Annotated in this window: 11 protein-coding genes; 6 read left to right on the top strand and 5 right to left on the bottom strand. The window is 66.8% G+C overall.

Going from position 1 to position 16274, the window contains the following annotated elements; all coding sequences use genetic code 11:
• Window positions 1-370: 370 nt before the first annotated feature.
• The gene (locus tag ACQEU6_RS24530; protein WP_499335316.1) at window positions 371-1900 is read right to left on the bottom strand and encodes a tyrosine-type recombinase/integrase; all 1530 of its coding nucleotides are present in this window, start codon (window positions 1898-1900) and stop codon (window positions 371-373) included.
• A 476-nt stretch (window positions 1901-2376) separates the two neighbouring features.
• Between ACQEU6_RS24530 and ACQEU6_RS24535 the strand changes: the two genes are divergently transcribed.
• Window positions 2377-3981: a restriction endonuclease gene (locus ACQEU6_RS24535; RefSeq protein WP_499335317.1), complete on the top strand. Its 1605-nt coding sequence runs from the start codon at window positions 2377-2379 to the stop codon at window positions 3979-3981.
• 205 nt (window positions 3982-4186) lie between these two features.
• Here the strand turns inward: ACQEU6_RS24535 and ACQEU6_RS24540 are convergent, their stop codons facing one another.
• The gene (locus ACQEU6_RS24540; protein WP_499335319.1) at window positions 4187-5251 is read right to left on the bottom strand and encodes a helicase-associated domain-containing protein; all 1065 of its coding nucleotides are present in this window, start codon (window positions 5249-5251) and stop codon (window positions 4187-4189) included.
• Window positions 5252-5604: 353 nt separating this feature from the next.
• Here ACQEU6_RS24540 and ACQEU6_RS24545 point away from each other — a divergent pair, with 353 nt between their 5' ends.
• The 5 genes from ACQEU6_RS24545 to ACQEU6_RS24565 all read left to right on the top strand — a co-directional run bounded on the left by ACQEU6_RS24545 (window position 5605) and on the right by ACQEU6_RS24565 (window position 9155).
• On the top strand, window positions 5605-6261 hold the full coding sequence (locus tag ACQEU6_RS24545) for a hypothetical protein (protein WP_499335320.1): 657 nt from the start codon (window positions 5605-5607) through the stop codon (window positions 6259-6261).
• A complete protein-coding gene (locus ACQEU6_RS24550) occupies window positions 6237-6638 on the top strand; it encodes a hypothetical protein (protein WP_499335322.1) in 402 nt (133 codons plus the stop codon). Before ACQEU6_RS24545 ends, ACQEU6_RS24550 begins: the two co-directional genes overlap by 25 nt.
• Before the next feature lie 398 nt (window positions 6639-7036).
• Window positions 7037-7411 (top strand): hypothetical protein, encoded by a 375-nt coding sequence (locus ACQEU6_RS24555; protein WP_499335323.1) that lies wholly within the window; start codon window positions 7037-7039, stop codon window positions 7409-7411.
• A 128-nt stretch (window positions 7412-7539) separates the two neighbouring features.
• Window positions 7540-8310: a transposase family protein gene (locus ACQEU6_RS24560; RefSeq protein WP_499340330.1), complete on the top strand. Its 771-nt coding sequence runs from the start codon at window positions 7540-7542 to the stop codon at window positions 8308-8310.
• A 173-nt stretch (window positions 8311-8483) separates the two neighbouring features.
• Complete coding sequence (locus tag ACQEU6_RS24565) at window positions 8484-9155, top strand: hypothetical protein (RefSeq protein WP_499335325.1); 672 nt, start codon at window positions 8484-8486, stop codon at window positions 9153-9155.
• A 100-nt stretch (window positions 9156-9255) separates the two neighbouring features.
• On the opposite strand, the gene ACQEU6_RS24570 is transcribed toward ACQEU6_RS24565, so the two are convergent.
• The 3 genes from ACQEU6_RS24570 to ACQEU6_RS24580 form a co-directional block, all read right to left on the bottom strand.
• Window positions 9256-11208: a tyrosine-type recombinase/integrase gene (locus ACQEU6_RS24570; protein WP_499340332.1), complete on the bottom strand. Its 1953-nt coding sequence runs from the start codon at window positions 11206-11208 to the stop codon at window positions 9256-9258.
• A gap of 139 nt (window positions 11209-11347) precedes the next feature.
• Window positions 11348-12922 (bottom strand): DUF5722 domain-containing protein, encoded by a 1575-nt coding sequence (locus ACQEU6_RS24575; protein WP_499335326.1) that lies wholly within the window; start codon window positions 12920-12922, stop codon window positions 11348-11350.
• The gene (locus tag ACQEU6_RS24580; protein ID WP_499335328.1) at window positions 12919-16218 is read right to left on the bottom strand and encodes a cutinase family protein; all 3300 of its coding nucleotides are present in this window, start codon (window positions 16216-16218) and stop codon (window positions 12919-12921) included. The genes ACQEU6_RS24575 and ACQEU6_RS24580 overlap by 4 nt, the downstream gene beginning before the upstream one ends.
• Window positions 16219-16274 lie beyond the last annotated feature (56 nt).

The following is a 16274-nucleotide window of genomic DNA, read 5'->3' on the forward strand; positions in this document are numbered from 1 at the left end:
GGTCTCAGTTAGCGGGCGTCCGGTCGGGCATGAGGGCCTCCTGGACACCTGCGCTGGCCGAAGGCTTCGTCCTTACAGGTCGGCGGCAAGGGACCGCCAACGACGAGAAGTCACAAGGTCCCTCAAGGGCCCATGTCGGCTCGTTGTCGGCTCGGCGGTTCCGAAACGAATCGATACGCGACGACATCGAGCGACATGGAAATTGGGCTTGATGCGGACAGGCCAGCATAGAATGGCACCGAAAGCACCGCGCTGATACGACAAGTTCCGGACTTTTAATCCGTAGGTTGTGGGTTCGAGTCCCACGCGACCCACCTAACGCATCGCCTATGCGGCTTGCGTATACGCGTCGTGTGCACGCGGCGACGGGCTACTCTTCCTCGCCTTGGGAGGACGTGGGGAGGACGGGAGTCCGGGCTTCCTGAGCCGGGATCTTCCTTGGCACCAGTGCTACGGCGGCTTCAGCGGCCTCGCGGGCGATCTCTGGGAGGACGCTGGTGTAGGTGTCGGCGGTGATGGCGAGCGAGGAGTGCCGCAGCATTGCCTGGATCAGTTTCATGTCCGCGCCACCGGCGAGCATCAGCGTCGCGGCGCCATGGCGGAGGTCGTGCAAGCGGATGGGTTGTAGTCCGGCACCGTAGGCGAGCCGAGCGAAGGTATCGGTCACGTGGTCGGGGTGCAGCGCCGAGCCGTCCTCCCGGGTGAACACTTTTCCTGAGGCCTGCCACGCCTGGCCCCATTCGTCCCTGGCCTGTTCCTGCCGACGGCGGTGGGTTTGGAGCACAGTGACCGTGCCGGAGTCGAGCGGGACCGTGTCGTCGCCCGCGTCGGTCTTGGGGGCGCCGTCCTCGATCTCCTGGTAGGTGATCTTCACACGGTTCTCCCGGACGATCAGCGACGCGGCAGCCAAGTCCAGGTCCGGCCACGCCAGTCCGCAAGCCTCCCCGCGGCGCAGCCCCCGGAAGGCCATCAGGTGGAAGAGCGGATACAAAGGGTGGCCTGCGGCGTGATCAAGGAAGATCCCGGTCTGTTCGGGCGTCCACACCATCACCCGCGAAGGGCGCGGCAGCGACACCCAGATCTTGAACGCGTTGCCCGTGCGGCCGCCAGCTCGTTCCCGCTCGGCCGCCAGTTCCCGCTCATAAGCGGTCTGCCATGCGGTGACGCGTTCGGCGGTCCACACCAGTGCCTTGGGGCGCTTGCCTATTTGGAGCTTGGTCAGCTTCGCCACGTTCACCGTGACCAGGCCTTGCCCTACCGCATCCGCCAGGGCCGACCGGAGGGTCGCGCGGATCCGCTGCATGGTCGCTGCTCCGACCGTCCGACGGTGCGGCGGAAGCCCGGCGAGTTCGGCACGGGCGGCCTTGTGTGCGGCCTTGTCCCCAGACCGCCATGCCTGCCGGGCAGCCGCATGCAATCGTCGGCGTTCCCCGGCTACGCAGGAAATGCGCTCGTTGTCGGCCTCGATCGCGGCGAACATCTCCGTCAGATGCGCAATGCATAGCTGATCCAGGTCGATGTGGCCGAGATGGGGTTTGAGGTAGTACTCGATGTGCTCGCCGTAGGATTTGCGGGTACTCCTGCGCAGGCCGCGGTGGTCGGCGAGCCACTGATCTAGGTATTGCCCGACCGTGTACCGAACGCCCGGATTTAAGCCGCGCAATGCCCGGCACCGCGCATCCTCCAGAGCGTTCTCAGCGTCCTCTTGTGAGGTGAACCCGCCCCGGCGGATCCGACGGCGCTTGCCACCCGGGCCAGGATCGAGCTCCAGGTAGAAGTACCAGGTACCGTGCCGTGGATTCCAGGTGCCGTCCGAGTGACGCAGCTGCGGGCAGCGGGAAGCAAGTTCCTTTCCGTCCGCACCACGGCATTTACACCTCTTGTACGTCGACCCCTTCATGGAAACCTGAGGCTACATACCGGGACGCGGCGTGAACCAGTACCGAAGATTTCTTCAGCGTCCGCCCATAACGCCGGGAACGAACCCATTTCCCTTGTTCTGCCGCTTGAACCTCGGCGCCGTTTCCGTCGTTTGGTAGCCGAAAGCAGGGATACAACGCCACATGATTGAGCCCCTGCCGGGTGCGCGGCCGGGGCGAGGAGGTCTGCGTGCGCCTGCTCAGAACGGTCAGCCCTGGTCCGCGGGCCCGCGCCCGTTACCTGCCGACGTTTCAGGGCCGGGTGCGCGCGCGAGTTCACGGTCTGGACTGACGTGCTTGCGGCCGACGACCGTGCTCGGCTTTCCCTCGAACTCGGAAGGCCCCTACACCGGGGCCTGGGGTCTCCGCTTGGGCGGGGCGCAGTTCATCCCTTCCATTACGGAAGTCGACAACTTACAGTGGACAAGGGGCGTACGTCAGGATCTGACAGGAGGTCGTGACCGTGGCGCAGCGTGGGGGCGGCCGTTCGGAGTGGGAACGACGGCAGGTGGCGATGCGGCGCGAGGCCGAGCGCGCGGAGCGAGAACGAGCCCGGCAGGAGAAGGAGGCCGAAAAACGCCGCAAGGAGCAGCATATCACGGCCCAGCAAGAACTGGCCGAACGCAAGACATCCGAGATCGATCACCGCCTCGGGCTGTTCGACTCGATCCTGACCGATGCTCTCTCGAAGAAACCGTTGCGCATTGAGGACCTATCGGTCACGCCGCGCATCCCGCCCTTCGACTCCGGTCACCTCGCAACGGCGGAGCGGGCTCCCGAATGGGGCGACTATCCGCCCGTACCGCCAGGTCCAGTGGGACGGCTCTTCGGTGGTGGCGCCCGCCACGAGCGAGCACTCACCGAAGCGCGGCGGCAATACGAGGAAGATCTCGCCGCCCACGGGCAACGCGAGTCGCAGCGACTCAGCGCCCTCGATCGGGCCCGAGCCGCGTACACCAGCCATCTGCAGGCACTGAAAGCGCAAGCAAAGGCCGCGAACGCCAAGTTGAGCCGGCGCCGGGCCGGTCTGGACGCTGGAGAGCCTGAGGCGGTCGAGTGGTTCGTCGATCAGGTGCTACAAGCCTCCCGATACCCGGATGACTTCCCTCGACGTGTCCGGGTCGCCTACCGGCCGGAGAACCACGACGTTGTGGTGGACTGCGAATTTCCTCCCAACACCACGATCCCGGACATCCGCGGCTACAAGTACGTCAAGACACGGGATGCCATCGATCCACTTCCTCGACCCATCACCGAGACGAAGAAGCGGTACGCGCAACCCATCGCCCAGATCACGCTACGAACCCTGCACGAGATTTTCAGCGCGACACCGCCCGCGGTGGTGGAGGCGGTCGTCTTCAACGGGCGACTCACCACCATCGACGCCGCCACCGGCAAGACGGTACGGCTCCACCTGCTCAGCGTGGAGGCCGAACGCGCCACCTTCGAAGACCTGGTCCTCGCCAAGGTCGACCCAGCGGCGTGCCTGAAACGGCTCAACGCACTGGTCTCACCCAACCCCTACGATTTGGAGGCAATCGAGCCGTTTATCACCTTTGACCTCAAGCGCTTCCGGTTCACCGAGGATATGGACGTGGTCTCGGGCCTGGATTCCCGGCCCAACCTCATCAAACTGTCACCGACGGAGTTCGAGCACCTCATCCGCCAACTGTTCGTTGCGATGGGCGCCGAGGCATGGACCACCATCCCGTCCAAAGACGGCGGCGTCGACGCGGTCGCCACCAGCAAGAACATGTTCTTCGGCGGCGTATGCCTGATCCAGGCCAAAAGATGGTCCGGTCTGGTCGGTCTAGATGCCGTGCACGCACTCACCGGCGTCATGGCAGACCACAACGCGACCACCGGGGTCCTGGTGACGACATCATGGTTCGGCCGCGCCAGTGAACAGTTCGCACAGCGCAACCGCATCACCCTCATCAACGGCGCCGAACTCAAGCACCTGCTCAAGAAGCACCTGGGTGCTGATGTCATTCCGGGCGTCACCCCGCCCCGCCGGGTCCGCGCCTCCAACAACACTCAGACCGGCCGTCCCGGCCCCTGAACATGTTCGGACCATCCTCAGGCCACGGCCCGGACGCGGCCGGCGTGGAAGTCCCGTGCGCGGTCGCGCAGTCGACACCAGGCGGGTGAGGAGGGGACGTCGAGCCGGATCTTCTCGATCACACGAGCCAAGCCTCCCCGCGTCGCTGCCCCCGGAAGCGGCCCCGCACCGCGGGCCTCGGCGGCGATGCGCCGGTGGCCGGTCCTCAGGTCATGAGAACGGCTGGAGTCACGGCTTGGACGCGGCCGATGTGGAAGACCCTCTCGTCGTCGCGCAACCGGCACCAGGCGGAGAGGAAGGGGGCGTCGACCTTGACCTTCTCGATCACACGGGTGGTGGGATTGCCCTCGCCGTTGACGTAATCGATGCCGACGGCAGCGCCCGTCCGCACTGCGTGGACCAGCATGCGCCGTTCGGAAACCGACAGGTGCGGAGCGAGGTCCGCCATGCCGGCCCCGACGACGTCCGCTTCGGCGGGCGGTTCCCGTGGCGTTCCGTGCAGCCGGGCGGCCAGGTCGATCGGCGTGCGCGGCCGGGAAGCCTCGTCTTTCCTGGCCGAATGCTTCATGCGGCGTGAGGGGCGCGCCGGCGCGTGTTCGATCAAGGGTGCGCCACCGTCGCCCGCACCGACCGGTACGTAACCGGCAGCCCGGAGAGCCGCGAGGGTCCGGTCCACCGGCTCGGCGCTGGCGAGCACCGTGGGCGCCAGTTCTCGGAGCTTCAGCCGGCGCAGCCCTCGATGGGCCAGGATCTCGGCGAGCAGCGCGGGACGGGAGCAGCAGATCGCGCAGGCGAACGCGGTGACGGTGACCTCGCCGTGCCTGCGGGCGACGTCGTCGATCAGGTACGCCAGCGGCTGCGGCAGGTCGGTGCCCGCCGCCGCCTCCAGGTCGGAGCGGATCCCTTCGGCGAAGCGGCCCTCGTCCAGGGCGCGCCGCACGCTGGCCATGCTGAACCTCCAGACCGAGGCGGTGCCCCGGGATTCGCGATCGGCGACCAGATCCAGGAGTCCCGCCAGCCACGGCGCGGGCGGCCCGGGGACCACGGCCGTGAGGTCGCTCTGCAGGAGTACCCGTCCGCAGGACGCTTCCAGCGCGTCCACGGCGGCCTCGTCCAGCGTCGGGGCGTCGGCGCCCGCCAGCACGCGTCCGGTCGCAGTGAGCGCGCCTTGGGCGAGCACACCGAGCAGTTCCGCCTCCTGCCAGACGGCCGCGATGTAAGGCGGTGCCAGCTCGGCGTCCTCGAACAGAAGCGGGGACCGCCATGTCACCGCCGCGACCAGCTGCTCGGGTCCGGACGCGCCGCGCCCTCCGGGCGACCGACGGCACGCTCCCGACCACAGACGCCCCCGCACCCTGCCCTTCGCGCCTCTACCGGCGCACCGGCTCCACAGGCCGGCGGCCCTCGGAGATCAGCAATGAGCTACCCCACTGGTCAGCGCAACAAACGACCAGGTCACCGCCGGGAACCGAACACACCGCGGCCTTTGGACGGGCTTTGACCCAGCACCTCCCCTGCGGTGGGCCTGGCCGGGAACACTCACCGCAGGAAAGGCCAGACATGTGGCGCAATCACAGTCGCAGTGACACCACCGCAGCGATCTACCGAACGAAGGCAGCGACCATGGCACCCCAGGCGAAGCTCTCCATCACCCACGACGACGAGCAATCCGCCCCCAGCAAAAAGCCCAACGAGTACCGCAAGTGCTGCGACTTCAGCAGACTCGCCCCGAACGGCGAGACAGACCCGTTCTCGATCACCCTCACCCGCCACCACATCGTCCCCAGAAACCGTCTCGCCACCCTCTGGAACTGGGCACTGGAGAACCAGAAATTTACCCTTCTACACGACTTGTTCCAAGCGATGGCCCACAACCTCACAAACTACAACTGCGATGGCATCAGCAAAGAAATCATGGGAAGACTACTGACACTCCTGGGGGACTTGTCGACCTATGACGACAACGGCGAGAAGAAATCCGCGGTAGACGAATTTCAGGCGGTCAAACGGATCTATCTCTGGCTGCCGGCCAACTGGTTCGTCGGACCGGACGCCGATTTCCGCTGCGACGACCCCGACAAGAACCTCGAAGCACACATCGAAGAGTACCTGACAGATGAGAAGTGCGACATCTTCCCGGACCTGCAAGAAGTGTTCAATGCCTGCAAGACGCTCATCGAGACCGTAGACCAGAGACTCCCCCGGAAAAGAAGCAACAGAAACAGGAGGTACTCAATAAAGCGAAGGACAAGGCCGTGCTGGTCGCACTGCAGTCACTGACGCGAATCGCCGGCACGATTCCCACGAGTCTGCCCGAAGACTACAAGCCTTATGGCAACAATTTCTGGCGCGCCTTCAAATATTACGAACTGGCACTGAAGAAGGTCACCAAAACACCGAAGGGCAAAGACAAGATCGCGTACGAGACGGTCGTCGACCAAAAATGGTGGTGCGACCACTTCTCAAAGGACACTTCGCGTTACCGGCTCAGGCCGAGCGCCTCACAGAAGGCAGGAAAGCCGAAGAAGCAACGCGCGCCGCGGCTCGCCGTGCTCCCCGTACCGCCCAGGCCCGTCGCTGACTGGCCACCCGACATCGACGCCCCACCCGGCTCAGCCCGGCGACCTGCCCGCTCCCTCGAGCACCTGCTCGCCTGAACCGCCCGATCACAAGTCACGCGGACTTCCCGCGAACGTTTCGGCCACCAGCCCCGAGCATCCCTGCGCTCGTAGCACCTGCGAGCAGGACTGGACCGCTCACCAACAGGGTGGAGTGCTTTGCCGACCCGACCAGTGCGCAGCGCCGGGTCGGCCTGGTCCCCAACCCCTCGGCGAGCCGCGACACGATGAGGCTGAGCCTCTCGCCCTTCCTGCACACGGCGGTTCTACGCATCCCAGTCCCAGCATGTCCACGCACCGGGAAGGCCGAGATGGGAAAGGTATTCGTTCTCACCTCGCCTCCTTCCGGTCATGGTGGGTGTGGTGAGCTGACAGCTTGGTAGGTGCGATGGCGAGCAGCGATGCCGTTGCTGCGCCGACCTGGAGGTGGAGAGGCTGTGACCACGGAAAAGGACCCGAAGACGCGGCTGGAGGGGGCCGAGGGGATCCGGGCGGAGGACCTGAAGGTGCCGCCGCGGATCGAGAGGAACCCCGGCGACGTTCCCGATGCGCTGTCCATCGGGGAGAGCACTCCGCTGCTGGGCCGGTCGGTGTCCATCACCGAAGTCCAGATCGGCGGCGCGATCACCAACGGACAGCACATCATGACGGTCGATGGCATCCCCTACAGTTTCGTGGCGGCCGGGAACGGGTCCTGGCATTTCATGTCACTGGACAAGGACCACCGCAACTGGTGGATCGGCCACCTGACGGCCGGGCGGCTTCCTCAAAGCCATGAACCTGCGCAAGAAGAACGAACCGATCATCAATGAGGCAATTCCAACCTGAGCCTGCAGGTCACGGGCTGGTTGCGGACGGCAGATAGGCGCCCGCAAAGAGTGAAGCTCCTGCTAGATGAGGTTGTCGACCAAGATCAACCTTGTCCGCGCAGGAGCTTCATGTGCTTTTCTACCGTGCCGCGCTCGATCTGTCGCGCCAGACCCTTACGTTCGTGGCCCAGCTGGTGCGCGAGCGCCGCCGCCAGATCGGAACGCGGTGGCGAGTGCTGGGCCCGGACCGCCAAGCGCTGCTGGTGCTGGTGCATCTACGCCGCAACGAACCCTTCGCCCGCCTGGCCGCCGCGTTCGGCGTCGGGGCCGCCACCGCACACCGGTATGTGACCGAGGTCGTGGAACTGCCCGCCGAACAGGCACCCGACCTGCGCGAAGCCCTCCGGATCGCACAGCGCAAGGCCTACGTCATCCTGGACGGCACCCTCATCGCCACCGACCGCCTGTCGGGCGAGAACGATCGGCTGTTCTACTCGGGCAAGCACCGGCGGCACGGAGTGAACGTCCAGTTCCTCACCGATCCGCACGGCGAACTGATCTGGGCGTCCCCGGCGCTGCCGGGATCGACCCATGATCTGACCGCCGCCCGTCACCACGGCATCGTCGCCGGCCTGACCGCGCGAGCGATCGCCTGCTACGCCGACAAGGGATACGTCGGCGCCGGCGGCGCGATCGGCACGCCGTACAAACGGCGCAAGCGCCGCACACTGGGCAAACCCAAGAAGCTGTTCAACCGGCATCACGCCCAAGTCCGTGCCCAGGGCGAGCGGGGCGCTGCCACGCTCAAGAACTGGCACATCCTGCGCAAGGCCCGCTGTTCACCCAGCAGACTGACCGCCATCGTCCAGGCCATCCTCACCCTCCACCACCAGGCCAACTGAAGATGGAATGGGCTCAATGGAATGCCCCCAGGAAAATGGAGTCTTCCGAGCGCGGGAGGAGACGGCAGATTCTACATCCAGGACGAACAGACCCTCCAGTACATGAAGGCGATCGGGCCCGCGAACATGGTCATGCAGGTGTACATGGTCGACGATCGGAAAGATGCGAGCGCGTGGCGCATCGCCGCCGACGGGTTTATGACGCGCCAGCGCTGCGGAGCCTGCGGGGCGCTCCCGATCCACCCGACTACGGAACACCGCCCGCGCAGACCTCGCTGGCCCCGCCGCCCGAGCACACGCCCGAAAAGTTCATTGGCGAGGTGGCGCTGCCCGCACCGGTCGTGGACGATGGCCACGATCTTGAGTGGAAACTCAAGCACAGCCCGTTCTATGTGCTGCGCCGCTACACCAAGTGGGTATCGAAGTACCAGAGTTACGACGGGTACAGCACGACGACCTACAAAGATTCCTACACCGAGGGGGTGGAGCACACCACCTCCGAGACGATCGAAAAGAAGCTGAACCTGTCGATCACCTACACCTGCGGGTTCTCGCTTAAGGGCCTGTCGGCCCAACTCAGCACTACCTTGTCGGCGGGACTGGCGATCACCACCACCGATCAGTGGGTGACCTCCTACAGCCATCTGCATGAGTACTTCGTGAAATACCCCTCCAACAAGGGCCACGAGTACATCATCGCGACCTGGCACCGCGTGGACGTGTACCGACTGCTGCGCGTGCCCAACGGCACCACCGACCCCACCGACGAGACCCTGAACTGGGAGGTCGTCGTGCCCGGCGCGTTCATCGCCCGCTCCTTCGGAGCACCCGACCCCATCAAGTGATCCTGCCGGTCGCCGGCTCCGCCCGGAGCGTGGGACCCGATGGTGCGTCCAGTCATAGGCTCTATCGCTCTGTCGGTGGTGGTCGGTCATGGTCACTGCCTCATGGCGGGTGCGCAGCCGTGTCGGTAGAGCAATCCAAGGGCTGGTCACGGGAGGTTGCCGACGAGCAGCAATCCCAAAGGCCATGTCGGCTCGTTGTCGGCTCGGTGGTTCCGAAACGGACTGGCACGGAGCGGGATGTGGCGGCACGGGGATGGTGCTGGATGCGGACGAAGCGGTACAGTCTGATACTGAGAGCACTGTTCTGATATGAGAGCAGCCGACTTTTAATCCGTAGGTTGTGGGTTCGAGTCCCACGCGACTCACCACCCTGACCAGGGCGAACACGGCTTTGACAGCCCTCCGATAATCGTGCCTGGGGCCGGGCTGAGGCCCTCCTGGGGACGGGGATCCAGGCACAGAGACCTACAAAGGGGCACTTCTCCCCCAGGCCGTCGTTAGGGCAGGTTGGATCGCGCACCGTCCGGTCGTCAGGTGCGGAGATGGGTATGTGGTTGTCCTTTCCGGTCGCAGATCTCAAGGCAGATCTCAAGTCGGGAGCCGAAGCTCTGAGTTGCGTACAAGCGCCGCTACAACGCGGGAGGCTTCGCGGCCGGTCGAGCCCGGGGGCGCGCACGCGTAGGCCTGCTTGTCCTGCTGATGCGCTTTCGGGGCAGCCGCACCTGTCCGTTGCGCGGGCGTACCGCTTGCGGCGGGTCGGGCCTTTGCCGCGGCGGCGGTTGGTGCCGACCACGATACCGGCGGCGTGCATGAGCAGCGCGGCGGTTTTCTCGGCTGCGGTGTGGGCGACCTGGGGTAGGACGCTGGTGCAGGTGTCGGCGGTCGGCACGATGCTGGAATGCCCCAGCATCTCCTGGACCACCTTCAATTCCACACCCGCTGCCAGGGCCAGGGGCGCGGCGCCGTGCCGCAGATCGTGCAAGCGGATCGGCGGCATGCCCTGCTCAGCGATCAACCGCTGGAACTGATGCGTCAACCACCCCGGCGGCACCGGCTCACCGTTGAGATTGGTGAACACATAACCGCTGTCGCGGTACCCCTCGCCGAACGCCTCCTGCTGGGCCCGCTGCCGGCTCCGGTGGCCCGCAAGGCGGTCACGGTGGTGCGGTCCAGCGCGATCACTCGGTTGCTGTGCGGCGTCTTGGGCCCGCACGCGGTCAGCCGGGCGTTTCTGCGCTGCACCTGCTGGCAGATCACCGCGGTTCCTGCGTCTAGGTCGACCTCGCACCAACGTAATCCGGCCGCCTCGCCGCGCCGCGGCCCGCGCAGCGCGATGAGGTGGTAGGCGGCGTACGGCCGATGGCTTCGGATGCCGTTGAGGAACTGGGCGGTCTGCGCGACCGTCCACACCGCCACGCTCGGGCGCTCCCCCCTCCGCCGCCACTGCTCGACCCGACCCGCAGTCCACACCACCGCACGCGGCCGCCGCGCCGATGGAAGCACCACCAGCGACGCCCGGGTTCTCCTCGATCACGCCCGCCCGCAGCGCGGCATTCAACGCCGCACGCAACGTCGCCCGGATCCGGTGTAGCGTCGCCGCTGTAACCGGCCGTCCCTTCTGTTCGTAGTCGGGCGCGATCGTGGCCAGCATCCGCTCCACCTGCCCGACCGACACCTCCGCCACCAGCAGATCACCCAGCAACGGCTCCAGATAACGCTCCACGTGATCGGCGTAACCGGCCACCGTCGACGCGGCACCGGGATGGTTCGCCAACCACCGCCCCAGCCACTCCGCCACCGTCAATGGACTGCCCGTCGGCCCACGCAACCGCCGCAGTTCCTCCTCAGCCGCCTTCCGGGTGGGGAACCCGCCCCGCCGGACCCGCCGACGGATCCCGCCCGGACCGCTGCCCAGTTCCAGCCGCAGATACCAGCTCCCATGACTCCGCTCCATCGCCAGCCGGGGGCATCTGCCACCCACCGCCCGGCCCGAAGCCGGATCTTCACACCCACACCGGCGGTACACGCCACCAGCACCTCGAACACGTCCCATACGACCATCGTGCGCTCCACCGGAACACCCCAGGCGAGACAACACCACATCGACCAAGCCAGAGGTCACCAACGCCACCCGCTACGTCCACTCCTGCACGACAGCCTTGAACCTCGTCACAGAAACCGGGGCACCTTACTTAGAAGGCGTAGCCGAGTCTGCCCTCGGCTCGGTGTCCTTCGCATGCTTGATCGGTGGAGATGAAGTGGTCTCCGTTCGCGGGGATCTGGCAGCGGTACAGGGGGACGGTCCCTGGCAATTGCTGGTTGTAGGCGTAGCCGACTGGGCCGAGCGGGAACTGTCCTTCGCAGCCGGGGTCGCGGCTGAGCATGCTGTGCGTGCCGACACGGCACTCGAACAGCGGTGACGTGCCGGGCACCTGGTCGCGCCATAGCCGCCAGTTGCGTTCGGCGGTGAAGCCGGCCGGTAGCAGCCGCGACGAGGCCCAGTGGCCGCGCGCGGGGTTGTAGCCGCGGACCAGGCGGGTGTACGGGAATGTCTCGAACCCGCAGGACAGCCGGGGCGGCGTCAGGTCGTTGCGGTTGGCCAGTGCCCACGTCGCCCAGGCGGGTTTGGCGGAGCCGTCGGGGTTGCGCAGGCCGAGTGCGAGGTCGCCGGCCACCTCGTCGGGGTTGTCGCGCATCCGGTGGTACACGTAGTTGCTGATGCCGGGGGTGGCGAGCACATTGCGGAAGGAGTCGCAGACGGCGGTCGCCTGCCGTTGCGGGGTGGAGGGTGCGACGGAGTTGAGGCCGCTCTCAGTGAGCTGGATGTCCCAGGTGTGCGGACGGGTGGGGTAGGTGGCGCGCAGCCAGCCGGCGAGTACGCCGATGTTGCCGTAGGTGACGTAGGGGAAGTCGTCTGGGCTGGTTGCGGGGTCGCGCAGGTTTTTCGGATACGGGTGGAACGCGACCCGCCAGGCGCGGTCACCGACCCGGTCGGCCAGGCCGCGCAGGACGGTCTGGCCGGCGAGGGTGGCATCGCTTGCGGTCGGGCGCTGCAGGGCGGTGCCGAACTGGTGGTCCAGCGAGATGAGGACCTTGGCGGTCGGCTGCTCGGCCACCACCCGGTCGTATGCGGCGGTGTAGTCGCCGGCGATCTCGTCGAGCCAGGCGTCGACGTCACAGGGCACGCCCTGGCCGCAGCCGATGTCGAACCAGGTGTTGGAGTTGACCTCGTTCATCACCACGAAGTCGGCGATCCGGCCGTGGCCGCGCAGGCCGTCGTAGCGATGGGCGAGCATGCCGGCAAACCGGCCGTAGTCCGCGGGGTCGGTCGGCGTGCAGAAGATGTCGAAGCCGACCGCCGCCGGCGAGCAGACCTTGCCCTGCCGAGCCCAGGCCGGCACCCCGTAGACGACGGCGGTGACGATCAGGCCGCGCGCGGTCCAGTCCGCGATGTCGGCGTCGACCCGGGCCGGCACCGCGAAGCAGTACCCGTCGTAGGTCTCCTCACCCGCCGCGCACGGCGCCGCCTTACGGGTCGGCTGCCACTGTGCCCAGACCAGGTTCATCGCCACGCCGCCGGTGTTGTTGCCGGCGATCTCCGCCTTGTCCGGCCAGAAGTCCGGCTGGATCGCCTTGATGCGGTAGGCGTCGCGCTGCGGGTAGGGCAGTGGCGGGTCCGCCGCCGCGACCGGCGTCGATCCGAGGACCAGAGCGAACAGTGAGGCGAGTGCGGCGGCGGCCAGCGCATGGAGGCGGCGGGCGGTCACAGGTTCACCCGCAGATAGCCGAGCAGCCCTTGGTTCGGGTGGCCTCCGCAGGCCACGTCGGTGGCGTCGAAGTGCTCACCGGTGTCGGTGAGTGCGCACCGGTACAGGGGCAGGCTCGGCACGCCTGTCGGCGGCCGGCTCCAGATCCAGCCGAGCTGCCCGAGCCTGTCCCGGCCCTCGCAGTCGGCGGCGAGCGCGGTGAAGGCGTTGCCGCCGCTCTGGCAGGAGTAGAGCGGCACGGTGCCGGCCTCGTTGGTGCCGGCCAGGATGCCGAGCGTGCCCTCGTGGCGGTAGCCGGCAGGGAGGGCGCCGGTCCCGCTGCGGTGGTCGGTGCCGCGTGTGGCGCGGGTCAGCATCTTGCGCGCCAACACGTAGCCGAGCCGTCCTTCCACGGTGCGCCCTTCACAGGCGGCGTCGAGCGAGTCGAAGTGGTCGCCGGCGGTGGTTTTGCACCGGTACACCGCGACCGACGGCTGATCCGCCGGCGGTGCCGTGTAGATGAAGCCGAGCTGCGACACCTCTGTCTGCCCCTCGCAGGTGGCCGACGTGGCCGTGAACAGATCGGTGCCGGCACGGCAGGCGAAGACCGGGACCGTGCCCGGCGTGGTCGCCAAGGGCAGCAGACCCAGGGTGCCCTCCGCCTGGTACCCGACCGGCACCGTCATCGTGGCGCTGCCGTGCTCACCGCCGGCGTTGTACCGCGTCAGCTTGCCGTACCCGAGCACGTAGCCGAGCCGTCCTTCGACGGTCATCCCGCCGCAGGTCGGGTTGGCCGAGTCGAAGTGTTCACCCTCGGCGGTCTTGCAGCGGAAGACCGCGACCGCGGGATGCCCTGCCGGTGGCGAGGCGTAGATGTAACCGAGTCGGGAAAGGACGGTCCGCCCCTCACAGGTCGTGGAGGTGGAGGAGAACACGTCCTCGCCGGTCTGACACGAGTAGAACGGCAGCGTCCCTTCGTCGGCGGTGCGGGCCAGCAACCCGAAGGTCGCCGCCAAGCGGTAGCCGGCGGGCACGCTGCCGAGGCTGCTGCGTGTTTCCGTGCCGTTGGCGTAGCTGGCCAGCAACCCGTATTGCGGACCGCGGTTGGCCACACCATGCGCGATCGGGTCGACGGACGCCTGGTTGACGACCACCGCGGTGGAGCAGCCGCTCGCGGCCGGGCACTGCCCAGCAAGGTCCGCCTCACCGCCCCGGGTACGGAACAACGTGCCGTTCTCCACCGCCTTGATGTTGGTGCCATTGGCCGGGGCAGGCTTCATGTGTTCGCGGCTGTCCACAGTCCACTGTGTGACGTTGACCGGATCACCGCAGCCGGGATCGCAGTTGGACAGCCACAGCGGCGCGCCGCCAGCGAACTTGTAGACCGCACCCGTCTCGGTCCGCACTGTCGCGTTGTCGCCGGGCACCGGACGCATGTGGTCCAGGTTCGCGACGCTGGCGCCACTGATCCGGACCACCGTGTCACAGCCGATCTCGCAACTGGACAGGCGCAATGGCGCACCACCGGCGAACACGAACGCGTCGTTGCTCTCGGTCACGATGGTCGTCCCGTTCTCCGGGACGGGATTCATGTGATCGAGCATGACGATGCTGCCCGCCGAGATCGACACCGGATTCCCGCACTCGACGGCGCAAGATGCCAGATGGATCGGGGCGCCACCGGCGAACTTGAAGATGTTCCCCGCCTCGTCCTTCATCGTCGCACCGTCGGCCGGCCGGCTGCGCATGTGATCACCGATGACGATGCTGCCCGCCGAGATGCCCACCGGATTCCCGCAACCGCCCGCAATATTGCAGGTGGTCAGGTGGATCGGCGCCCCACCCACGAACCGGAACACGTTCCCGGCCTCGTCCTTGGCCGTCGCGCCATCGACCGGCGCCGGGCGCATATGGTCGTAGTTGACGACGCTCCAAGCCGTGATCGGCACCGGGGTCCCGCAACCGCCCGCGATGTCGCAGGTGGTCAGGTGGATCGGCGCCCCGCCCACGAATTTGAAGATGTTCCCGGCCTCGTCCTTGGCCGTCGCGCCATCGGCGGGCACCGGGCGCATGTGGTCGTAGTTGACGATGCTGCCCGCCGTGATCGGCACCGGACTGCCACAACCACCCGCGATATTGCAGCTGGACAGGTGGATCGGCGCACCACCCACGAACTTGAACACATTGCCCGCCTCATCCCGCGCGGTCGCCGCATCCCGGGGGACCGCCGGACCAGCGTCGATCACCGCCTGCGTGGTCGGCCGCGGATCCGGGCACAGGCCGTTCGCGCAACTGGTCAGCCACACCGGTGCACCGCCCACCATCTTGTAGACCCGTTTGGAGTCGGAGGTGACCAGCACGGTCCCGTCCTCCAAACCGTGCACCGAGGTGACCGGGGGCGGGCCCGCCGGAGGCGCCGGAATCTCAGGCGGCGCAGGCCGCCCCTGGCCGCCCAACCCCAGCAGCCGCTCCCGGAAGCTCCCACCCAGCCGGTACCGGTAGTCGGTCACCCCGCAGCAAACCTGATAAGCGTCCCTATGGATTCGACTGTTCAACGCCGCGACCAGCGAATTCCACAGCACACTCGAGCTGCGGGAATCACATACCTTATCCCCGGCGACACACAACTCACTCGACCGGTCTTGAACGGACCAGGGCAGTTCGCGGTTGCCGAGCATGCCATGACCATCGCGATAGGCACTACCGCCATAGTCGGTGATATAAGTAAGATACCTCTGATAGTTCCCACCATTAGTGGAGCTGTTCGGGTTTCCGAGCAGCAACACTGACTTGACCGCGTCGAGGGCCTTCGATTCCGCCATTTGCTGCAGGGTCATGGCGATGACCAGCGCGCCCTGCGAGTAGCCGACCAAGCCTATCCGCTTGCCGAATTGAGCACATTCTTCTATCTGCTGCCGAAGTTCACTTATTCCCACGAGTACCGATAGCCACCACGCCGCGACGTTGGTTACCGGCGTAGCGGGGTATTCGAGCGCCTGTACGATTGTCTTATCGCGTTGCTGCCAGTCCATTCCATTGAGGGCTTTCTCTATATAGGGGGCCACGCGCGTCCCCACCCCCTCGGGCGACCCGCTATTCGCCGGCTCGCCCGATCCCCGCACCCCGATAATCCAATAATCGTAAATATCGCCCTCATAGCAGTGAAGAGGGCTGAGCGTGCGGTGGGTCCCGGACGCGGCCGGCGGACCAGCGGGTGCCGCTTCCGCATCCGGAAGCGTCGCGACCGACGCCACGAGAACCACCACCAGCAGCGCGCCAACGCGTCGCCGCAGCCGACCGATCCAGCCTCTGTCCACGACCGACCTTTCCTCGGACCCGCAGGCGGCCCTCATCGCCATGGCCACCCTCACCT

Source organism: Spirillospora sp. CA-108201, from assembly GCF_050936235.1.
Lineage (GTDB): Bacteria > Actinomycetota > Actinomycetes > Streptosporangiales > Streptosporangiaceae > Spirillospora.